Below are 21,099 nucleotides of genomic sequence, written 5' to 3' on the forward strand. Positions count from 1 at the left end.
GCGAGGCACCGCCATGGGCCCCTGGACCGCGACCGGCATTCCCCATCGACGCACACGCGCCGCGCCCAGCGCGGGCTTGCAGGCCCAGCCCAGTCCCGATCCGGCTCGGGCCGCCATGTCCTCTCGCACACCGCGCCACCCGCACGCGTCCCTCCAGCCCGCATCGAACCAGGATTCCCACTCATGACTCCCGCCGCGAGACCGACGCCGTCCCGTCCGCGCCCGTTACAGGCGCTCTTCAATCTCCGCCGCGAAGAGGTCGGGCCGGTCCTCATCGCATCCCTGTTCTTCTTCTGCGTGCTGACGGCGCTGATGCTGCTGCGTCCGGCTCGTGACGCGATGGGCATGGAGCATGGCATCGAGGGCATCCGCTGGCTGTTCGTCGGCACCGCGGTGGCGACGCTGGCGGCGAACCCGCTGTTCGGCTGGCTGGTCAGCCGGCTGCGGCGGCTTCAGTTCATCGCTGCCACCTACGGATTCTTCGTGTTGAGTCTGCTGGGCTTCGGGGCGCTGCTGTCCTTCGCGCCCGGGGCGATCGGGCAGCGCAGCGGGCAGGTGTTCTACGTCTGGTTCAGCGTGTTCAACCTGTTCGTGACCATGGTGTTCTGGGCGCTGCTGACCGACCGCTTCACCCCCGATCAGGGCAAGCGCTTCTTCGCCCTGATCTCGGTCGGCGGCACCCTCGGTGCGATCTTCGGACCCTGGCTGACCTCGCGGCTGGCCGAACCGCTCGGGACGCCGAGCCTGCTGCTGGTCGCGGGCGGGTTCCTGCTGCTGGCCCTCGTGATGGCCTGGCTGCTGGTGCGGGTGGTGCCCGACAACGCTGCCGACAAGGGGCCGGGCGACGGGACCGGGCCAGCGGAGGCGGCGGGCTCCATCGGCGGCAGCGCCTGGGCGGGCCTGCGCGCGGTCTTCCGGTCGCGCTATCTGACTCTCATCGCCGGCTACATCGTGCTGATGACCGCGCTGGCGACCTGCATCTACTTCACCCGCCTGCAGATGGTCGCGGGCGCGGCGGATGGGCTGGATGCGCGTGCGGCCCTCATGGGCAGCATCGACATGTGGACGCAGGTCGCCGTGCTGGCGCTGCAGTTCACTTTGACCGGGAAGATCATCCAGCGCTTCGGCCTGGGCGTGGCCCTGGCGATCCTGCCCGTGGCCACCGCGCTGGGCTTCGTCGGGCTGGCGCTCTATGGCTCGTTCCTGGCGCTGATCCTGCTGGAGGCCGCCAACCGCGCCGTGCAGCGCGGCATCACCGGCCCGGCGCGCGAAGCCTTGTTCACCGTGGTCGGCCGCGAGGACAAATACAAGGCCAAGGCCTTCGTCGACACCTTCATGTACCGCGTCGGCGACGTGGTCGGCGCACAGGCCGAAGGCGTGCTCGGGCGGCTGGGCCTGACCATGGGCGGACTGGTCGGCGCGGTGGTCCCGCTGGCGCTGGCGTGGGCCGCGCTGGGCATCTGGCTGGGCCGTGCGCAACTGCGACACAGCGCGCCGGCGGCTCCCGGCAGCGCGCACCAGGCTCCGCAGCCGCTCCTTCCGGTGCAGACCCCTGCTCCTACCACGCGCTAACGCGACATCGACCCAGCCCCCTTCACCCACCACGGCAGCCACGGAATGAACAAGACAGCCCGCAATCTCGTCAAGCTCGCGCTTCTCGCGCTTCCCGCGACCGCGCTCGGCCAGCAGCCCTCCTCCACCTCCGACACATGGTCGCTCGGCGTCGGTGCCGCGGCCATCGACAGTCCCTATGCCGGCGAAGGGACGCGGGTGCGGCCCTTTCCGCTGATCGGCTATGAAGGAGAGCGCGTGTTCCTGCGCGGCGTCTCCGGCGGCGTGCACCTCTACGAGTCGGGCCAATTCACCCTCGATGCACTGCTGTCCGTCCGGCTCGACGGATTCGACATCAGCGATCTTGGACGGACCGAGCTTCTCGCCAATGGCGTGGACCCTGCCCTGCTGAGCGACCGCGACGACGGCATCGATGCCGGCTTCCGCGCGGGCATCAGCTCGACCTGGGGTGCGATCGCCCTCGAGGCGGTTCATGACATCTCCGATACCAGCGACGGCTATCAGATCTCCCTGGACTATCGATACACATGGCTGCTCGATCGCAGCAGACTCACGACCAACGTGGGCGCGAGCTGGATGTCGTCGGCCCTGGCCGACTATTACTTCGGAATACTCGACGAGGAAGTCGCGCGCGGCGTCGCCGCATATGCACCGGGATCGGCCCTGGTCCCGCGCCTTGGGCTGACACTGACGCAGCCGATCGGGAAGAGCAAGTGGCAGTTGCTGGGCTCGATCGAGTATCGCTTCCTGCCAGGCGAGCTCAGCGACAGCCCGCTCCTGGAGCCGGGAAGCGAGGGCGTCGGGCGCGTATTGCTTGGACTGAGCCGGCGCTTTTGAGCCCGACAGTCGGGGCGGGGACGCGTCTCGGCGGAATCGACCGAGATGCGCCGCTCGGCGGATTCGGTCGATCCGGAAGCCGCTCGCTCCACCAATTCCCAAGATGAGCCACCACCATGCACAAGTACCTCCTCTATTCCGCCTATGGATGGCTCGCCCTGAGCGGGGCGCTGCATTTCGTCGTCGACGTGGCGTCCCAGTATTTCCGCGGGAAACGCGAGCCAGGCCTTGAAACCACGCTGTACTACGGACTGAATACCGCCTTTTCGCTTGGGCAGGTGGCCTTCGGTCTGTTCGGGGTTCTCCTGGCCTGGCGGGCTAGAGGCCTGCTGAGCGCGACGCCGGTCCAGATCCTGTCCATCGCCGCCGCGCTCGGATGGCTCGCCATCACTTTCATGTTCATGGAGTACTGGGAACCCAAGCTCAACGCGGGCATTTTCCTCGCGCTCGTCGTCGCCGCCATCATCACCCGATGATCGCACTGCATGAGGCGCCTGGCGGCCACGCAAACGGGGGCCGATGGCGTCTGCCTTCCGGGGGTCTTCGTGGCAGCGGTGTTCGCCCCGCCTTTGATGCGAACGATGGCGCGTCCCTCGACACCCGCACCGCGTCCAGCGGCAGCTTGGATCGATGATGATTTCCGGCACCGCCTGTCCGCAGCCTCGCCTCGACGCGCGCATGCGCAGGAGCACGCGCATCGGCCTGGACGTTCATTCCACTCCCTCTTACCCAGGCAAAACAGGAGGTCACCGCATGAAGTACGGCATTGTCCGCCAGATCGCCAATCTCGCCTTTCAACTCGACGACAACCCCGAGCATGTCTATCGCTGGATCACCGACGAACACGTTCCCGCCCTCGGTGATCGAAGGCCGATAGAGCTCATCTGGGAAGATCAGGGCGAACTGGTGCTTTCCTTTCTGTCTGATCTCATCGGCAGGAACGCGCCCTCGACTGCCTCGCCGGGCGGGTGCGATCATTCGAAGCGGGTTTCGTCGCCGGACATCCCGCAGACGCAAAGGGCTCCCTCACTCGCCTGAGCTCCCCACCAGACTCCAGGCCAGCGACCATCCCATGGCCTGCCCGGTCCCGTTTCTCCTACAGGCGATGGTCCCTCACCCGCCAGGGTTGGCGAACTCCATACATGAGTGTCCGCCACAGCCACTCCATGGGGCCGAACCGGAACCGCTTCAGCCACCAATGGCTGATGAGAACCTGCGCGATATAAACCGCGATGCCCAGCAGCATCGCCTGCGATGCGCCCAGGCGGCCGAACAGGCCCAGTCCATATCCGAAGAAGATCCAGCCGAACACCAGCGACTGGGCCAGGTAGTTGCTGAAGGCCATGCGGCCCAGCGGGCCGAGCAACCCCAGCAAGCAGTTGAGCCTGGTGAACGTATACAGGGCGACGCAGGTGGCGCCGTAGCCGATGGCAAGCACGACCGGGGCCAGTGTCGTCAGCGCCGAGACGAGTGGCGCCAAGATCCGCAAGGAAGACCCTGGGCCAGGCAGCGTCAGCAGACGCATCCCCAACCCAAGGACGAGGCCCACCACGGCGATACCGATGAGTAGGCGGCGGTACCTTTCGGGGTCGCGCAGCAGGCCGGTGCGCCACACGAGCACGCCAAGCAGGAACAACGCGAACGTCCGCGGGGCCACCAACACATGCAGCGGCACGAGGCGGGGTATCTCGGCGATGTTGAAGCGGACGACCTCGCTCCAGGTGCCCGTTGCGTAGACCGATGTCGCGACGCGGATGTACTGTCGAAGCCCTGCCTCGTCGGGCCCGAAGAAGCTGTCCGGGAGCCAGGACGGCATCGCCGCATAAAGCAGCAGCGCCGCCGCACAGAAGACGATGAGCGCCCTGCTGGGAAGATAAAGGAACGGCAGGGCGAGCAACCCGATCAGCGCGTACTCCGTGAGGATGTCGCCATTCCAGATCAGGCACAGGTGCAGGATGCCGAACCCCAGCAGGACCAGCAGTCGCCTGACCAGCAGCGACAGGCGCTGTGGCTTGGAGGCGAGCCTCTCGAACTGGATGGCAAGGCCAACGCCGAACAACAGGGAGAACAGGGCAAACGCCTTCAACTCCATGCCGATGCTCACAACCGCATCGACCAGTCGATCCAGACGGCCCCCCGCCATGGTCGGCTGGAGAAACTGCTGAAACACCGAGACCCGGAACTCGGTGATCAGGTTGACGGAGAGCACGCCGAAGAGCGCCACGCCCCGCAGCACATCGATGACCGCGACGCGACGGCCGGGAGCGACAGGGAGCGCAGCATGCTGTTCAAGGAAGTTGCCTGCTTCTGAAACGCCGTTCATCGCAGCCTCTGGGCCGTGCGCTGGTTCGCAAAGCATGTCCGCTTCGTCGCGGCGCAGACGGCCGCCCCGCCCTGGATCACCCCACCATGACCTCGGGATCGAACCCGGAAGACAGGCGAAGGTGATCGCGTTGGTTCTCTTCCGGAGACATCCTGCCGTCCTGCCATCCCGATCTCATCGAGCCGATCGTCGCTACGCCAGCGACCACTCGACCCCCTCCCCCGCCCGCATCGGCACCACCACCGAATCGGCCAGCGGATAGGTGTCGGGCACGGTCCAAGCCTTGCGCTCCAGCACGATCCGCTCCTGGTTGCGCGGCAGCCGGTAGAAGTCCGGGCCGTGGAAGCTGGCGAAGGCCTCCAGCTGCTCCAGCTTGCCGGCCTGGTCGAAGGCCTCGGCGTACAGCTCGATCGCGGCATGGGCGGTGTAGAGGCCGGCGCAGCCGCAGGCGGTTTCCTTGGCGCCGCGGGGGTGCGGGGCGCTGTCGGTGCCGAGGAAGAAGTGCGCATCGCCGCTGGTGGCGGCCTGCAGCAGGGCCTGGCGGTGGGTCTCGCGCTTGAGGATGGGGGCGCAGTAGTTGTGCGGGCGGATGCCGCCTTCGAACAGGACGTTGCGGTTGAGCAGCAGGTGATGGGCGGTGATGGTGGCGCCGACGTTGGCCGGGGCGCCGGTGACGAAGTCCACCGCGTCCTTGGTGGTGATGTGCTCGAGCACCATGCGCAGGCCGGGGAAGCGGGCCTGCAGCGGCAGCAGGTGGCGCTCGATGAACACGCGTTCGCGGTCGAAGATGTCCACGGCCGGGTCGGTCACCTCGCCGTGCAGCAGCAGCGGCAGTTCGTGCTTCTCCATCGCCTCCAGCACCGCGTTCACGCGCGCCAGGTCGCGCACGCCGGACTGCGAGTTGGTGGTCGCGCCGGCCGGGTAGTACTTGACGGCAAACACGTGCTCGCTGGCCTTGGCGCGGGCGATCTCCTCCGGCGCGGTGTCCTCGGTCAGGTACAGGGTCATCAGCGGCTGGAAGCCGGACCCGGCCGGCAGGCAGGCCAGGATGCGCTCGCGATAGCTTTCGGCCTGGGCCACGGTGGCCACCGGTGGCTTGAGGTTGGGCATGACGATGGCGCGCGCGAAGCGCCGCGCGGTATGCCTCACCACCGAGGTCAGGGCCTGTCCGTCGCGCAGGTGCAGGTGCCAGTCGTCGGGGCGGATGAGTTCAAGGCGCGTGGCGGTCATGGCGCGGTCGTCTTCAAGGTCGGATTGCGGGGCGCGGCATGGTAGCGCACGCCCTCGGCACTGCCCTGCCCTGCCCGGCCCTCCCTCGCCGCCCTTTAAAGCGCGACGCCCGCGGCGGACGCGGGCGTCGGGTTGCAGCAATGGGGGCGTCCGCCTGGGCGGCTCAGCCCGGATAGGCCGGGAACTTGTCCTTCGGGTGACGCGCCTTCCACTCGTTGTAGGCGGCGGTGCCTTCCCAGGCGGCGAAGGCCTTGGGGGTGCGGCCTCGGCCGGTCCAGGTCTCGCCGGTGTGCGGCAGCCAGTACTTGGGCGCCACGGTGGTGCCGCGGGTGCTGGAGCCGGCGGACTTCCGCGCGCGCGGCTCGCCGGCGCCGGTCAGCGCGGCGATCTCCGCCTTCTGCTTGGCGTTGAAGTGGCTGCCGTAGGTCTGCAGCAGCTTGATCACGTTGGAAAACGCGTCCGTGGCCTCCTGCTGGCGCAGCTCGACTTCCTGCGCCTCGAGCTTGCGCAGTTCTTCGGCCAGCTTGGCCTTGGCTTGGGCGATGGCGTCCAGGTTCAGCGTGTTCTTTTCGGTCATGGGTTCGTGTCGGAAGGGATGGAAGGCAGGGCATGCCCGCCGCGCATTATGCCTGTCCGCGCGTGCAAGCCTTGGGCTGTCGCGCCGTCGCATGCGACACTGGGTCACATGTTCGAGCCATTCAAAGCGGGCGGCGCGCTGGCGCCGCTGTGGTCGCGGGAGCGCTGGATGCGGCGCGTGGCCTTGTGGGGCGGCGCCGTCGCGGTGGCGGTGGTGGCGCTGATCTTCGCCCGGGCGGCCGATGCGGCCTTCGGGCTGTTCTCGCGGGTCATCCACCACTCGGTGTGGTGGGCGCTGCTGCTGACGCCGACGGTGTTCGCCGCGCTGGCCTGGCTCACCAACGGGGCGCTCAAGCCGACCCGCGGCTCGGGCATCCCGCAGGTGATCGCCGCGCTGCAGCTGCCCGATCGCGATTTCCGCAAGCGCAACCTGTCGCTGGGGGTGTCGGCCGGCAAGCTGGCGCTGACCGTGCTGGCGCTGTTCGGCGGCGCCTCGGTCGGCCGCGAGGGGCCGACGGTGCACGTGGGCGCCAGCCTGATGTATGTGATCGGGCGGGCGCTGGGCTTCAAGGATCCGCGCGACGCCACGCACTTCCTGCTGGCCGGCGGCGCGGCCGGCATCGCGGCGGCGTTCAACACCCCGCTGGCCGGCGTGGTGTTCGCGATCGAGGAACTGTCGGGCCGCTTCGAGCACACCTTCTCCGGCACGCTGCTGACGGCGGTGATCGTCGGCGGCGTGGTCTCGCTGGGCCTGCTGGGCAACTACACCTACTTCGGCACGGTGCAGGCCGCCCTGCCGCTGGGGCTGGGCTGGCTGGCGGTGCTGCTGTGCGGGGCCGTGGCCGGGCTGCTGGGCGGCCTCTTCAGCCGCACGATCCTGGCGGCGATGGACGGCCGGCCGCGCTGGCTGGGACGGATGCGCGCGGCCAATCCGGTGCTGTTCGCCGGCGGCTGCGGCCTGGTGCTGGCGCTGCTGGGCATCGTCTTCGGCGCGGGCGCGTTCGGCACCGGCTACGAGCAGGCGCGCAGCCTGGTGCAGGACCACGCGGTGGTCGGGCATGAGTTCGGGCTGATGAAGTTCGCCGCCAACCTGGTGTCCTACGTGGCCGGCATCCCCGGCGGCCTGTTCTCGCCGGCGCTGGCGGTCGGCGCGGGCCTGGGCCACAACCTGGCGGTGCTGCTGCCGGGCGTGGATCCGTCCTCGATGGTGCTGCTGGGCATGTGCGCCTACCTGACCGGCGTGACCCAGGCGCCGCTGACCTCGTCGATCATCTGCCTGGAGCTGACCGACAACAGCGACATGATGCTGCCGATCCTGGCCACCGCCCTGCTCGCCCGCGGCGCCTCGGCGCTGGTCTGCCGCAAGCCGGTGTACAAGGCGCTGGCCGACCGCCTGCTGGCCGCCATGCCCGAGCCCGCGCCCGTGGCGCCGGACGCGCACGACGACGATGCCGACGGGCCACGTCCGGCGCATACCTGACCGATCCTCGTCCGCCGGACCTGGCGCGGCGCGCGCACCGTGCACCAGGCGTCAGGCGGCGCTTTCCGAGGCGGCGCGCAGCAGCGCCTTGCCGACCCGGCGCCGGTCGAGCGAGAACACCTCGGCCAGGACGTCCCCCACCACGACGCGGTCCCCGGGCGCGGGCAACCGGTCCAACTGGTGCAGGAACAGCCCCGACAGGGTCTGGTAGCGGCTCGAACGCGGCAGCACCAGCCCGGTCAGGCGCTCGATCTCGTCCAGATGCATGGCGCCGTCGATCTCCCAGACGCCGGTCTCGCGTTCGAGCGCGCCGTAGTCCGCGTCCTGGGTATCGGCCAGGTCGCCGGCGATGGCGGCCAGCAGATCGTTGGCGGTGACCAGGCCCTCGATGCTGCCGTACTCGTCCACCACGATCGCCAGCGGCAGCGGGTGCTCGCGGATCCGGTCCAGGGCGCGCAGCGCCGTGGTCGTCTCGGGCAGCACCAGCGGCTCGCGCGTGCAGCCGACCAGGTCCAGCGGCGCGCCGCCGAGCGCGTTGGCCAGCAGGTCGCGGCTCTGCACCACGCCCTGCAGGCGATCGAGTTCGCCGTCGCACACCAGCATCCGGGTATGCGGCGAGGCGGCCAGGCGCTGGGCGATGTCCTGCGCATCGGCCCGGGAATCCAGCCATTCCAGGTCGGCGCGCACGGTCATTAGCGCGGTCACCGGACGCTCGGCCAGCGTCAGCACGCTGCGGATCATGTGCTGCTCCGACGGCTCCAGGCGTTCCTCGTCAGCCGCGTCCGCAACATCGCGCTGGTCCTGTGCGTCGCGCCGGCCGCGCGCGCCCAGCAGGCGCAGCACGGCCTCGGCGGTGCGCTGGCGGAAGGGCAGCCGGCGCTGGCGGCGCTCGCGGTTGAAGCGCGACCACTGGTTGAAGCCTTCGATCAGGATCGAGAACGCGATCGCCGCGTACAGATAGCCCTTCGGGATCTTGAAGCCCAGGCCTTCGGCCAGCAGGCTGAAACCGATCATCAGCAGGAAGCCCAGGCACAGGATGACCACCGTCGGATGGCGGCCGACGAACCGGGTCAGCGGCCGGCTGGCCAGCATCATGATGGCCATGGCGATGACCACCGCGGCGATCATCACGCCCAGTTCGTCGACCATGCCGACCGCGGTGATCACCGAGTCCAGCGAGAACACCGCATCCAGCACCACGATCTGGGCAATCACCAGGGCGAAGCTGGGAAAGGCCTTGGCGCCGTCCTGGTGCGCATCGGCGCCTTCCAGGCGTTCGTGCAGTTCCATGGTCGCCTTGAACAGCAGGAACGCGCCGCCGGCCAGCAGGATGAGGTCGCGTCCGGAAAAGGACTGCCCGCCCAGGGCGAACAGCGGATCGGTCAGCCGCATGATCCACGACAGCGTGGCCAGCAGCACCAGGCGCATCAGCAGCGCCAGGCTCAGTCCGATGAGGCGGGCCCTGTCGCGCTGCTCCGGCGGCAGCTTGTCCGCCAGGATCGCGATGAAGACCAGATTGTCGATGCCCAGGATGATCTCGAGGATCACCAAGGTCGCCAGGCCCATCCAGATCGATGGGTCGGACAGCCATTCCATAGGAAGTTCAGCGTGGGACGGCCCCGGATCTTCGCACGCGCGGTCGCCCGGCCAGCCGAATCCGCACCGAAATGACCACGCCGTCACTCGGCGGCCGGCACGACGCCGCGCGCATTTTCCTTCCGCGCGCCACCGGCGATCCGTCAGGTGGCTCGCGACGACGTGTCGCCGCGTTGCAGCAAAACCGAGGGGGCTCTACTATTGATGAGAACAATTCGCGTTCTCATAACATCCCCCTCGATGCCCCTGCCCCGCCCCGTTTCCCTGTGCGCGTGCCTGCTGACCTGCGCGCCGTTCGCCCTGCATGCGCAGCCCGGCGACGAGACCACCGCGGCCGCCCCCATGCCCCAGACCCGGGAACTGGATACCGTGCGCGTCACCGGCACGGCGAGTGGCTTCCACAGCCAGGGGCCGGCCCAGGTCGGCAAATCGGGGCTGGCGCCGGAGGCGTCACCGCAATCGGTCAGCGTGGTCACGCGCGACCTGCTCGATGCGCAGCAGGCCCAGAGCCTGGCCGATGCCCTGCACAACGTCCCCGGCGTGGTCAGCAACACCTTCGGCCGACGCGGCTGGGACGACCTGATCATCCGCGGCCAGGTCGCCTCCGACTCGCTGTTCGTCGATGGCCTGCGCACGGCCGCGTCCAGTCGGGTGGCCGAGCAGCTGTTCGGCTACGAGCAGGTCGAAGTGCTCAAGGGCCCGGCCTCGCTGATGTACGGGCTGGTGCTGCCGGGCGGACTGGTGAACATGGTCAGCAAGCGTCCGCAGGCCGACCCTTTCGGCCGCGTCGACGCCACGGTCGGCAGCCACGGATGGGTCCAGGGCACGTTCGATCTCAACACGCCGCTGTCGGCCGATCGCAGGGCCGCGCTGCGCCTCAACGGCCTGGCCATGAACAGCGACGACGCCACCGACCATGTCTGGTTCCGGGCGCGCCACATCGCGCCGGCGCTGTCGCTGGAGCTGGGCCCGGACACCGACCTGACCCTGCTGGCCAGCTATCAGACGCGCGAATACCTGCGCCAGCAGGGCCTGCCGCTGGTGGGGTCGATCCTGCCCAGCCGCAATGGGCCGATCCCGCGCGACACCTTCACCGGCGAGCCAGGACAGGATCCCTACCGCGCGCGCCAGTCGCGCATCGGCTACGCCTTCAGCCACCGCTTCGGCAACGGCTGGACGCTCAACCAGAACCTGCGCGTGCAGGACTTCGAGGTCACCGGGCAGTTGGTCAGCAATACGGCGATGAACGCCGACCAGCGCACCCTGCGCCGCGGCGCGCAGGACCAGGCCTACGATGGCCATACCCTGTCGGTCGATACGCATGCATGGAAGCAGGTCGCCACCGGCGCCTTGCGCCACGACCTGACCTTCGGCGTGGATTCCCTGGAGACGCGCGAAGACGTGCTGTCCTACACCTGCAGCGTCGCCGCGCTGAACGTCTACGCGCCGGTCTACGGCAGTCCGATCCGTTGCCCTGCCACGCCCCGCACTAACACCCGCGTGCGGCTCGAGATGCTGGGCCTGTATGCGCGCGACCAGTTGCACATCGGCGAGCGCTGGCTGGTCAGCGCCGGGCTGCGCCGGGATTTCACCACCACCCGGACCACCAACCGCGCCAACGGCCGCGTCGAACGCGATCCGGCCGACGCCACCACCGGTGCGCTGGCGGTGATGTACGACCTCACGCCGGCCGTGCGGCCCTACCTGAGCTACGCCACCTCGTTCTATCCCAACACCGGCACCGATGTGGACGGCCGCGGGTTCGAGCCCGAGGAAGGCCGGCAGTGGGAAGCGGGCCTGAAGATCGACCTGGCGCAGGGCCGCGCGACGCTGACCACGGCGCTGTTCGACCTGCGTCGGCAGCACGTGCTGCAGGGCGATCCGCTCAACGACGGCTTCAGCATCGCCATCGGCGAGCAGCGCACGCGCGGCGTCGAACTGGGCATCGCCGCGGATTTCGGGAATGGCCTGAGCCTCAACGCCGGCTATGCCTACACCGACGCGGTGATCACCGACGACGGCGGCCAGGCGGCGTCGACGGTCGGCAACCGCCTCAACAACGTGCCACGGCACAGCGCCACGGCCTTCGCGCGCTACCAACTGCCCGGCGCCTGGTCGCGCTGGTCGGTCAACGGCGGCCTGCGCGGGGAAAGCGATCGCTTCGCTTACAGCTACGTGCTGCCGGGCTATGTGGTCGCCGATGCGGGCGTGGCGTATGACGCGCCGCGCTGGCACGCTGCCTTCAGCCTGAAGAACATCTTCGACACCCATTACTACAGCGGCGGCCTGGCCGCGGCGGTGGCGATGGGCGACGACCGCACCGCGCTGTTCAACCTCGGCCTGCGCTTCTAATCCTCCCCCTTTCGGCAATCCGCGCGCAGGAACCCCCACGTGCTCAAGCAGCTCCTGTTCCAGACCCATTGGTTCCTGGGCATCACCGCCGGCACGGTGCTGGCCCTGATGGGACTCACCGGCGCCAGCCTGTCCTTCCAGGACGAACTGCTGCGCGCCATGAACCCACCGCTGGCCCAGGTCGCGCGCCATCATGCCGCCGGCGAGCAGGCGCTGCCCTTGACCACGCTGGCCGAGCGCCTCTCGCAGGGCCGGCGCGGGCCGATCCAGCGCCTGCGCGTGGACACCACCGGCGCCCATCCGTCCGAGGTGCGCTTCGATGGGCGTGGCGGCACGTCGCTGTACTTCGACCCCTACACCGGACAGGTGATCGACGCGCCCCGCGGTGCGCGCTTCTTCGACGTCGCCGAGGACCTGCATCGGCGGCTGGCGGCCGGCGAGACCGGCAAGGCGATCACCGGCGCCTGCGTGCTCATGCTGCTGTTCTTCTGCCTGTCCGGCCTGTACCTGCGCTGGCCCCGGCAGTGGCGCAGTCCGCGCACCTGGCTGGCGGTGGAGTGGAAACGCAGCGGCCGCAGCTTCCTGTGGAGCCTGCATTCGGTGATCGGCACCTGGGTGCTGGTGGTGTATGTGCTGATTGCGTTGACCGGGCTGTGGTGGTCCTACGACTGGTACCGCGATGGGGTCAGCAGGCTGCTGGGCGGTGCCGAACGCGAGGAGACGCGTGGCGGGGCCGGCTTCGGCCGGCTCGACCTGGCCCGGGTGCAGGCCAGCCTCGACGCGGCCGTGCCCGCCCTGCGCGCGGGTGGCTACCTCGACCTGCGCTTCGCGCCCAAGGGCGATCGCCCGCTGACCGCACGGGTCAGGCTGGAAGGCGCCGCGCACGACCGCGCCTACGACACCTACCTGCTCGACCCGGCCACCGGCGCGGTGCTGGAGCGCAGTCCCTACGCCGCGCTGCCGGCGGGCCGCAAGCTGCTGACCAGCGTGTTCGCGCTGCATTCGGGCAGCTTCTTCGGCATGCCAGGGCGGATCATCGTGATGGTGTCGGCCCTGTGCATGAGCCTGTTCTTCGTCACCGGCTGGATGCTGTACCTGGATCGGCGCCGCAGGAAGCGCGCCGCGCGCGCATCGCGCCTGCCCTTGCTGCAGGCCGATGGCGAGCCGTGGCTGGTGTCCTTCGCCAGCCAGAGTGGCTTCGCCGAACAGCTCGCCTGGCGCGCGGCCGGCCAGCTGCAGGCCGCCGGCCTGCCGGTGCAGGTCGAATCGATTGCGCGCCTGGATGCCGCGCGCCTGGCCCGGACCCGGCGGGCGCTGTTCGTGATCAGCACCTTCGGCGACGGCGAGGCGCCGGACACCGCACGCCCGTTCGAGCGGCGCATGCTCGACCGGGCGCTCGCCCTGCCCGAGCTGGGCTATGCGGTGCTGGCGCTGGGCGATCGCCAGTACGCGCGCTTCTGCGGCTTCTCGCGCCGGGTCGAACACTGGCTGCATGCGCAGGGCGCACGGGCGCTGTTCCCCAGCGTGGAGGTGGACCGCAACGACGGCCAGGCGCTGGAACACTGGCAGCGGCAGCTGGCCGAACTCACCGGCGTGGCCGCCGATGCGCCCCTGGTGGAAGACGTGCCGTTCCAGGCCTGGCGCCTGCTGGACCGCACGCGGCTCAATCCCGGCAGCGCCGCGGCGGCGATGTGGCATGTGCGCCTGCAGCCCCCGGCCGACGCGTCCTGGCAGGCCGGCGACATCCTGGAGATCGCACCGCGGCACGGCGCGGGCCACGTCGCGGCCGTGCTGGCGCATGTCGGCCTGGACGCCGCCACGCCGGTGACGGTCGACGGCCGGACGCAGGCGCTGGCGAGCGCCGCCGCCACGCGCGACCTGCCGCAGCTGGACCTGCCGATGGCACCGGTGCACGACGCGCAGGCGTGGATCGACGGCCTGCCGCCGCTGCCGCATCGGGCGTACTCGCTGGCGTCGATCCCTTCCGACGGCGCCGCCGAGCTGGTCGTGCGCCTGATCACGCTGCCCGATGGCCGCCATGGATCGGGCTCGGGCTGGCTGTGCGCGCATGCGCCGGAAGGCGCTGCGGTGCAGGCGCGCGTGCGCCGCAACCCCGGCTTCCACCGCGTCGATGGGCCCATGCTGCTGATCGGCAACGGCACCGGCATCGCCGGCCTGCGCAGCCTGCTGCACGAGGCGGCGGCGGCCGGCACACACGGCCACTGGCTGCTGTTCGGCGAACGCACCCGCGCGCACGACCATGTCTTCGAACAGGCGCTGGCGGCATGGCAGCGCAGCGGCCACCTGGCCCGGGCGGATCTGGCGTTCTCGCGCGACCAGGCCGAACGCCGCTACGTGCAGCACCTGCTGGCCGCGCAGGCCGAAGAGGTGCGGGCCTGGGTCGCGCGCGGGGCCACGCTGTATGTGTGCGGCGCGCTGCACGGCATGGCCGCCGGCGTGGACGAGGCCCTGCGCGGCATCCTGGGCGAGGACGGCCTGGACCAGCTGCTGGCCGCCGGCCGCTATCGCCGCGACGTGTACTGAAGACGACAGCGGCTGTTGCCACCGCGCGGGCACGGAGGCCCGCTGCCGGCGATCGCGTGCGGGCTGCCGGGCCATCCACGGCCCGCCTGCCGCCGCTCCACGAACGCCTCACATCGCTGGCCTGCTTGTCATCGGTGGGGGGAAGGCATTTAGTAGGATGGTCCGGTTCGCACCGGTCCAGGTTCCGGCGCCCCCACCCTCGCCTGCACCGCATGACCGCCTCGATCCCCGCGTCTATTCATTCCTTTCGTCCGTTCGCCTGGACCGTGCTGCTGGCGGGCACGCTGGGCCTGGCCGCCTGCGGTGCGCGCCCCTCGCCGGCGTCGAAGGCGGCGCCGGTGGTTTCGGTACTGACGCTGCAGCCCGAGGCGCTGGCGCTGGAAACCGAACTGGCCGGCCGCACGGTGGCCTCCGAGGAATCCGAGGTGCGCCCGCAGGTGGACGGCGTGCTGCTCAAGCGGTTGTTCACCGAGGGCGAGACGGTCCAGGCCGGGCAACCGCTATTCCAGATCGAACCCACGCTCTACCAGGCCGCCAGCAACGAGGCCCGCGCCAACCTGGCCACCGCCGAGGCCGCCCTGGCCAGCGCGAAACTGCAGGCGCAGCGCTACCAGGTGCTGGGCAGGCAGCAGCTGATCGCCCAGCAGGATGTGGACGATGCCGACGCCGCCTACAAGCAGGCCGCGGCGACGGCGGAGGCCAGCCGCGCGGCGCTGGACACGGCGCGCACCCGCCTGCGCTTCGCCACGGTCACCGCGCCCATCACCGGGCGCGTCGGCCGCGCCCTGTTCACGCCCGGCGCGCTGGTGACCTCCGGCCAGGCCGATCCGCTGGCGCGCATCCAGAAGCTGGACCCGATGAACGTGGACATCACCCAGTCCAGCACCGACTACCTGGCGCTGCGCCGCGCGGTGGCCGCCGGCGGCGTGCAGCCGGCGACCACACCGGTGCGACTGAAGCTGGCCGACGGCAGCGACTACGCCGTGGCGGGGACGCTGGAATTCGCCGACATCGACGTGGACCAGGCCACCGGCAGCATCACCCTGCGCGCGCGCTTCCCCAACCCGGACGGCACGCTGCTGCCAGGCATGTACGTGCGGGCGCTGGTCGGACAGGGCGTGCGCCAGCAGGCGCTGCTGGTGCCGCAGGCGGCCGTGGACCGCACCCCACGCGGCGAGGCGCAGGCCTGGGTGGTCGGCGCGAACGGCGTGGTGCACCAGCGCCAGTTCACCACCGTGCGCGCGGTCGGCAACCGCTGGCTGGTGGCCGAAGGCCTCAAGGCCGGCGACCGGATCGTCACCAGCGGCCGCCAGGACCTGCGCGACGGTGCCAGGGTGAGCGTCAAGCAGGCCGCCGCCAGCGCCGGACAGGGCTGAGCGGCCGATGCTGCCGCGCTTCTTCATCCACCGGCCCATCTTCGCGTGGGTGCTGGCGATCTGCATCATGGCCATGGGCGCGATCGCCATCGCCACCCTGCCGGTCGAGCAGTACCCGGACATCGCCCCGCCGCAGGTGAACATCGCGGCCAACTACACCGGCGCCTCGGCCAAGACGGTCGAGGACAGCGTCACCCAGGTGATCGAGCAGCAGCTCAAGGGCATCGACCACCTGCTGTACTTCTCCTCGTCCAGTTCGTCCTCGGGTCAGTCGCGCATCAACGTGACCTTCGACCAGCGCGCCGACCCGGACATCGCCCAGGTGCAGGTGCAGAACGCGGTCAACCAGGCCGTCAACCGCCTGCCGCAGGAGGTGCAGCAGCAGGGCATCACCGTGTCCAAGTCGCAGGGCGACAGCCTGATGGTGGTGGCGCTGTACGACACCACGCGCAAGATGACGCGCGTGGATGTGTCCGACTTCCTGGTCAGCACGCTGCAGGACCCGATCAGCCGCATCAACGGCGTGGGCGAGGTCAACGTCTTCGGCGCCCAGTACGCGATGCGCGTGTGGCTGGACCCGCACCGCCTCAACGCCTACAGGCTGATGCCCAGCGACGTGCGCGCGGCGATCCAGGCGCAGAACACCCAGGTCACGGCCGGTGAGCTGGGCGCCCTGCCTGCGGTCGATGGCCAGTCGCTCAACGCTACGGTCACCGCGCAGTCGCGCCTGCAGACGCCCGAGCAGTTCCGCCAGATCATCCTGTCCACCCTGCCCAGCGGCGCCAGCGTGCGCCTAGGCGATGTGGCGCGGGTGGAGATCGGGGCGGAGAGTTACCAGAACAGCAGCTTCCTCAACGGCTATCCGGGCTCGGGCTTCTCGGTGTCGCTGGCCTCCGGCGCCAACGCGCTGGAGACCGCCGATGCGGTGCGCGCCGAGATCGAGCGGCTCAAGCCCACCTTCCCGCCCGGCGTGGAGGTGGCCTACCCGCGCGACAACACGCCGTTCGTGCGGGTGTCGGTGGAAGGCGTGGTGCACACCCTGATCGAGGCCATCGTGCTGGTGGTCGTGGTGATGTATCTGTTCCTGCAGAACGCGCGCGCGACCCTGATCCCGGCGATCACCGTGCCGGTGGTGCTGCTGGGCACCTTCGGCGTGCTGGCACTGACCGGCTTCACCATCAACACGCTGACGCTGTTCGCCATGGTGCTGGCCATCGGCCTGCTGGTGGACGATGCCATCGTGGTGGTGGAGAACGTCGAGCGGATCATGCACGAGGAGCACCTGCCGCCGCTGGAGGCCACCGAGAAGTCGATGGGCGAGATCACCGGCGCGCTGGTCGGCATCACCGTGGTGCTGGGCGCGGTGTTCCTGCCGATGGCGCTGTTCGGCGGCTCCACCGGCATCATCTACCGGCAGTTCTCCATCACCATCGCCTCGGCCATGGCGCTCTCCGCGCTGGTCGCGCTGACCCTGACGCCGGCCCTGTGCGCCACCCTGCTCAAGCCGGTGGAGAAGGAGCGCAGGCCGGGGCGGTTCTTCCAGTGGTTCAACCGCAGCGTCGAGCGCAGCCAGCACGCCTACCAGCGCCGGCTGAGTGTGCTGCTGACCCGTCCGAAGCGCTGGATGGCGCTGTACGCGCTGGTGGTGGCGGTCATGGCCGTGCTCTACCTGCGCATGCCGACCAGCTTCCTGCCGGTGGAGGACCAGGGCCAGCTGTCGGTGCAGTTCACCACGCCCGAAGGCACGACGATGGCCACCACCGAGGCGCTGGCCCATCGCATCAGCGACTACTTCCTGGACAAGGAGAAGGCCAACGTCGAGGCGGTGTTCCTGGTGGTGGGCCGCAACAACGCCGGCATCGGCCAGAACGCGGGCCAGGGCTTCCTGTCGCTCACGCCCTGGGGCGAGCGCGACCGCCACAACACGGCCGCGGCGATCATCGAGCGCGCCAACAGGTACTTCCGCGCCCACGAGGACGCGCGGATCAACGTGCTCTCGCCGCCGGCGGTGCGCGGGCTTGGCCAGTCCAGCGGTTTCGAGCTGTGGATCCGCGATGCGCAGGGCAAGGGGCGCGAGGCGCTCGAGCAGGCGCAGCGCACGGTGCTGGAGAAGGCCGACGACGACCCGGCGCTGACCTCGGTACGGTTGAACGGCCTGGGCGACAAGGCGCAGCTGCAGCTGGACATCGATCATGCCCAGGCCGGTGCGCTGGGCCTGGCGCAGTCGGACATCAACGCCACTTTGGCGGCGGCGTGGGGCGGCACCTACGTCAACGACTTCATCGACCGCGGCCGGGTCAAGCGCGTCTATATCCAGGGCGATGCGCCCTATCGCGCCGTGCCGGAGGATCTGGGCCAGTGGTACGTGCGCGGCGACACCGGGCAGATGGCGCCGTTCTCCAGCTTCGCCACCAGCCACTGGACGCGCGGCCCGCAGCTGCTGCAGCGCTTCAACGGGCTGTCGGCGCTGCAGCTGCAGGGCAGCGCGGCCGAAGGGCGCAGCTCGGGCGAGGCGATGGACAAGATGCAGGCGCTGGTGGACCAGCAGCCGGGCTTCGACCTGCAGTGGAGCGGCCTGTCCTACCAGGAGCGGCTGTCCAGCAACCAGACGCTGTGGCTGTACGCGGCCTCGATCGCCTTCATCTTCCTGTGCCTGGCCGCGCTCTATGAGAGCTGGTCGATTCCGGCGGCGGTGCTGATGGTGATCCCGCTGGGCGTGCTGGGCACGGTCGTGGCGACGACGCTGGCCGGGTTCACCAACGACATCTATTTCCAGGTCGGCCTGCTGACCACGATCGGCCTGTCGGCCAAGAACGCGATCCTGATCGTGGAGTTCGCCGAGGCCGAACAGAAGGCGGGCCGTACGCCGATGGCCGCCGCGCTGGAAGGCGCGCGCCTGCGCCTGCGGCCGATCGTGATGACCTCGCTGGCCTTCGTCGCCGGCGTGATCCCGCTGGCCGTCGCCACTGGCGCCGGCGCCGCCAGCCGCCGCGAGATCGGCATCAGCGTGATCGGCGGCATGCTCTCCGGCACGCTCCTGGCGGTGCTGCTGGTGCCGCTGTTCTTCGTGCTGGTGCGCGGCATGCGGCGCGAGCGCAAGGTGGAAGACGCGCAGGCTTTGGGTTGATCCCGCAGGCCCAGGGTCGATCCTGCACCCAGCGTTGAGCCGGTCGGCTCAGCAGTGAGCAACAGGGCGCAGGGTCCGCCCCTCCCCTTGCGCAGCAAGGGGAGGCTGGGAGGGGGTCGGATCAGGTCACGGCAGTGCCTGGCTTGGACACCGATACCAGCAACCCCGACAAAGCGCGGGGGCTGGAGGCTTCAGGCTCCCCACGAAGAACACCCCTCCCCAACCCTTCCTTTCGCCTGCGGCGAAAGGGAGAGGGCAGAAGCTTCTGTGCCCACGTAACTACCGCACGTGCGTGCCGATCGAATCCGCTCAAGCCGATTGGACCGGAATGCGGCTTACGGGGCGTGCGCGGGTGCGAAGCGTTCGACGAGGAAGTCGACGAAGGCGCGCACCAGCAGCGAGGCCTGGCGGTGCTGGGGATAGAGGGCGTTCATCGCGCTGGGGGCCGGTTCGAATTCCTCCAGCACCGGCACCAGCCGGCCATCGGCCAGGCCATCGTCCAGCAGGAAGGCCGGCAGGTGCACCAGGCCGTGGCCGGCGAGCGCGGCCTGCACCAGCACTTCGCCGTTGTTGGCGTGCAGGCGGCCGGACACTTCCACCGACAGCGCGCGGCCTTCGCGCGCGTAGTGCCACTGGCTGGTGCGGCCGTGGCCGTACAGCAGGCAGGCGTGGTCGCGCAGCTGCGCGGGCTGGTGCGGCGTGCCGGCCCGCTGCAGGTAGGCGGGGCTGGCGCAGGTGACCATGCGCAGCGCGCCCAGGCGCCGGGCCACCAGCGTGGACTCGGCCACCGCGCCGATGCGCAGCGCCACGTCGAACCCCTCGCCCACCAGGTCGACCGCGCGGTCGCTGAGCTCCAGCTCCACGCTGACCTCTGGATAGTCGGCGAGGAAGGCCGGCAGCACCGGTCCCAGGTGCAGGGTGCCGAAGGACATCGGCGCGCTGATGCGCAGCGTGCCGCGCGGGCGCGCCCCACCCTGCTGGCAGATGGCCATTTCGGCCTGGTCCACGGCGGCGACGATCTCGCGCGCGTGTTCCAGATAGGCCAGGCCCAGCGGCGTGGGGCTGAGCTTGCGCGTGGTGCGGTTGAGCAGGCGCACGCCCAGGCGCGCCTCCAGCGCGGCGATGCGCCGGCTGACCAGCTGCTTGGAGGTGCCCACGCGCTCGGCCGCGGCGGTGAAGCTGCCGGTGTCCACCACTTCCTGGAACACACGCATGTCTTCGAGTGCGTTGATTGTCATCTCTGTGCTGACAGTATTTCCATCAAAGACTGATTTATAGCATTCAATGGCGACAGTAGGATGCTCCCACGGTGAGGCCCAGCCCTCATCTCCCATCCAGAACAACAGCGAGGCGTACCCCATGCACGACATCATCCGGGCCGACAAGCGCGGCGTCGCCAACCACGGCTGGCTCAACTCGCGCCACACGTTTTCCTTCGGCCACTACTACAACCCGCAGTTCGTCGGCTTCTCCGACCTGCGCGTGATCAATGACGACCGCGTGTCCCCGGGCCAGGGCTTCGGCACCCATCCGCACCGCGACATGGAGATCTTCTCCTACGTGCTGGAAGGCGCGCTGGCGCACAAGGACTCCATGGGCAGCGGCTCGGTCATCCGCCCGGGCGACGTGCAGCTGATGAGCGCCGGCTCCGGCGTGGCGCACAGCGAGTTCAACGGCTCGGATCGTGAGAACGTGCACTTCCTGCAGATCTGGATCGTGCCCAACGTGACCGGCGCGCCGCCGCGCTACCAGGAGAAGTCCTTCCCGGAGGCCGAGAAGCGCGGCCGCCTGCGGTTGATCATCTCGCCCGATGGCGCGCAGGGCTCGCTGGAGATCCGCCAGGACGCGCGCGTCTACGCCGGCCTGTTCGACGGCGAGGAGAGCGCCTTGCTGACGCTGGGCGACGATCGCCACGCCTATGTCCACGTGGCCCGCGGTTCGATCGAGCTCGACGGCCAGGCCCTGCACGAGGGCGACGGCGTGCGTGTGCGCGATGCCGGCACGCTGAGCCTGGCCAAGGGCCAGGGCGCCGAAGTGCTGGTGTTCGACCTGCGCCCCAACGAGGTGCCGGGCCTGAACTGAAGCC

General features: G+C 69.8%; 15 protein-coding genes. 10 read left to right on the plus strand and 5 right to left on the minus strand.

Features of this window, described 5'->3' with window-relative positions:
• The first annotated feature begins 183 nt into the window (after positions 1-183).
• The 4 genes from LAJ50_RS10470 (at position 184) to LAJ50_RS10485 (ending at position 3,447) form a co-directional block, all read left to right on the plus strand.
• Complete coding sequence (locus LAJ50_RS10470) at positions 184-1,572, plus strand: MFS transporter (protein WP_138651043.1); 1,389 nt, start codon at positions 184-186, stop codon at positions 1,570-1,572.
• Positions 1,573-1,617: 45 nt separating this feature from the next.
• Positions 1,618-2,409 (plus strand): MipA/OmpV family protein, encoded by a 792-nt coding sequence (locus LAJ50_RS10475; protein WP_138651042.1) that lies wholly within the window; start codon positions 1,618-1,620, stop codon positions 2,407-2,409.
• A 116-nt stretch (positions 2,410-2,525) separates the two neighbouring features.
• On the plus strand, positions 2,526-2,885 hold the full coding sequence (locus tag LAJ50_RS10480) for a hypothetical protein (protein ID WP_138651041.1): 360 nt from the start codon (positions 2,526-2,528) through the stop codon (positions 2,883-2,885).
• A 157-nt stretch (positions 2,886-3,042) separates the two neighbouring features.
• Positions 3,043-3,447, plus strand: coding sequence for a hypothetical protein (locus LAJ50_RS10485; protein WP_138651040.1), 405 nt, complete (start codon positions 3,043-3,045; stop codon positions 3,445-3,447).
• A 58-nt stretch (positions 3,448-3,505) separates the two neighbouring features.
• Here LAJ50_RS10485 and LAJ50_RS10490 read toward each other — a convergent pair whose 3' ends face one another.
• From LAJ50_RS10490 to LAJ50_RS10500, 3 genes are all read right to left on the minus strand, one after another.
• Positions 3,506-4,732: a DUF418 domain-containing protein gene (locus LAJ50_RS10490; RefSeq protein WP_138651039.1), complete on the minus strand. Its 1,227-nt coding sequence runs from the start codon at positions 4,730-4,732 to the stop codon at positions 3,506-3,508.
• Positions 4,733-4,924: 192 nt separating this feature from the next.
• Complete coding sequence (gene pyrC / locus LAJ50_RS10495; protein ID WP_138651038.1) at positions 4,925-5,962, minus strand: dihydroorotase; 1,038 nt, start codon at positions 5,960-5,962, stop codon at positions 4,925-4,927.
• A gap of 163 nt (positions 5,963-6,125) precedes the next feature.
• Complete coding sequence (locus LAJ50_RS10500) at positions 6,126-6,539, minus strand: H-NS family nucleoid-associated regulatory protein (protein ID WP_138651037.1); 414 nt, start codon at positions 6,537-6,539, stop codon at positions 6,126-6,128.
• Between the two features lie 108 nt (positions 6,540-6,647).
• On the opposite strand from LAJ50_RS10500, the gene LAJ50_RS10505 reads away from it, so the two are divergent.
• Complete coding sequence (locus tag LAJ50_RS10505; protein ID WP_130553053.1) at positions 6,648-8,018, plus strand: chloride channel protein; 1,371 nt, start codon at positions 6,648-6,650, stop codon at positions 8,016-8,018.
• Between the two features lie 51 nt (positions 8,019-8,069).
• Here LAJ50_RS10505 and LAJ50_RS10510 read toward each other — a convergent pair whose 3' ends face one another.
• Positions 8,070-9,614, minus strand: a complete 1,545-nt coding sequence (locus LAJ50_RS10510; RefSeq protein ID WP_138651036.1) for a TerC family protein — start codon at positions 9,612-9,614, stop codon at positions 8,070-8,072.
• Positions 9,615-9,854: 240 nt separating this feature from the next.
• Between LAJ50_RS10510 and LAJ50_RS10515 the strand changes: the two genes are divergently transcribed.
• From LAJ50_RS10515 to LAJ50_RS10530, 4 genes are all read left to right on the plus strand, one after another.
• Positions 9,855-11,966 carry a TonB-dependent siderophore receptor gene (locus tag LAJ50_RS10515; protein WP_138651035.1) on the plus strand — a complete coding sequence of 704 codons (2,112 nt, stop codon included), beginning with the start codon at positions 9,855-9,857 and terminating at the stop codon, positions 11,964-11,966.
• Between the two features lie 39 nt (positions 11,967-12,005).
• Positions 12,006-14,510 carry a sulfite reductase flavoprotein subunit alpha gene (locus LAJ50_RS10520; RefSeq protein ID WP_138651034.1) on the plus strand — a complete coding sequence of 835 codons (2,505 nt, stop codon included), beginning with the start codon at positions 12,006-12,008 and terminating at the stop codon, positions 14,508-14,510.
• A gap of 212 nt (positions 14,511-14,722) precedes the next feature.
• Complete coding sequence (locus LAJ50_RS10525) at positions 14,723-15,886, plus strand: efflux RND transporter periplasmic adaptor subunit (RefSeq protein ID WP_138651033.1); 1,164 nt, start codon at positions 14,723-14,725, stop codon at positions 15,884-15,886.
• Between the two features lie 7 nt (positions 15,887-15,893).
• Complete coding sequence (locus LAJ50_RS10530; protein ID WP_138651032.1) at positions 15,894-19,013, plus strand: efflux RND transporter permease subunit; 3,120 nt, start codon at positions 15,894-15,896, stop codon at positions 19,011-19,013.
• A gap of 335 nt (positions 19,014-19,348) precedes the next feature.
• Here LAJ50_RS10530 and LAJ50_RS10535 read toward each other — a convergent pair whose 3' ends face one another.
• Entirely contained in the window at positions 19,349-20,251 is a 903-nt protein-coding gene (locus tag LAJ50_RS10535; RefSeq protein WP_224096293.1) for a LysR family transcriptional regulator, read from the minus strand.
• 121 nt (positions 20,252-20,372) lie between these two features.
• Here LAJ50_RS10535 and LAJ50_RS10540 point away from each other — a divergent pair, with 121 nt between their 5' ends.
• The gene (locus LAJ50_RS10540) at positions 20,373-21,095 is read left to right on the plus strand and encodes a pirin family protein (RefSeq protein WP_138651031.1); all 723 of its coding nucleotides are present in this window, start codon (positions 20,373-20,375) and stop codon (positions 21,093-21,095) included.
• The last annotated feature ends 4 nt before the right edge of the window (positions 21,096-21,099 follow it).

It is taken from the genome of Pseudoxanthomonas sp. X-1 (assembly GCF_020042665.1).
In the GTDB taxonomy this organism is placed as follows: Bacteria; Pseudomonadota; Gammaproteobacteria; order Xanthomonadales; family Xanthomonadaceae; genus Pseudoxanthomonas_A; species Pseudoxanthomonas_A spadix_A.

Coding starts and splice junctions, on each gene's coding strand:
- LAJ50_RS10535 (WP_224096293.1), bottom strand. CDS start 20,251: ATGACAATCAACGCACTCGAAGACATGCGTGTGTTCCAGGAAGTGGTG.
- LAJ50_RS10530 (WP_138651032.1), top strand. CDS start 15,894: ATGCTGCCGCGCTTCTTCATCCACCGGCCCATCTTCGCGTGGGTGCTG.
- LAJ50_RS10475 (WP_138651042.1), top strand. CDS start 1,618: ATGAACAAGACAGCCCGCAATCTCGTCAAGCTCGCGCTTCTCGCGCTT.
- LAJ50_RS10485 (WP_138651040.1), top strand. CDS start 3,043: ATGATTTCCGGCACCGCCTGTCCGCAGCCTCGCCTCGACGCGCGCATG.
- LAJ50_RS10510 (WP_138651036.1), bottom strand. CDS start 9,614: ATGGAATGGCTGTCCGACCCATCGATCTGGATGGGCCTGGCGACCTTG.
- LAJ50_RS10525 (WP_138651033.1), top strand. CDS start 14,723: ATGACCGCCTCGATCCCCGCGTCTATTCATTCCTTTCGTCCGTTCGCC.
- LAJ50_RS10540 (WP_138651031.1), top strand. CDS start 20,373: ATGCACGACATCATCCGGGCCGACAAGCGCGGCGTCGCCAACCACGGC.
- pyrC (WP_138651038.1), bottom strand. CDS start 5,962: ATGACCGCCACGCGCCTTGAACTCATCCGCCCCGACGACTGGCACCTG.
- LAJ50_RS10505 (WP_130553053.1), top strand. CDS start 6,648: ATGTTCGAGCCATTCAAAGCGGGCGGCGCGCTGGCGCCGCTGTGGTCG.
- LAJ50_RS10480 (WP_138651041.1), top strand. CDS start 2,526: ATGCACAAGTACCTCCTCTATTCCGCCTATGGATGGCTCGCCCTGAGC.
- LAJ50_RS10500 (WP_138651037.1), bottom strand. CDS start 6,539: ATGACCGAAAAGAACACGCTGAACCTGGACGCCATCGCCCAAGCCAAG.
- LAJ50_RS10490 (WP_138651039.1), bottom strand. CDS start 4,732: ATGAACGGCGTTTCAGAAGCAGGCAACTTCCTTGAACAGCATGCTGCG.
- LAJ50_RS10515 (WP_138651035.1), top strand. CDS start 9,855: ATGCCCCTGCCCCGCCCCGTTTCCCTGTGCGCGTGCCTGCTGACCTGC.
- LAJ50_RS10470 (WP_138651043.1), top strand. CDS start 184: ATGACTCCCGCCGCGAGACCGACGCCGTCCCGTCCGCGCCCGTTACAG.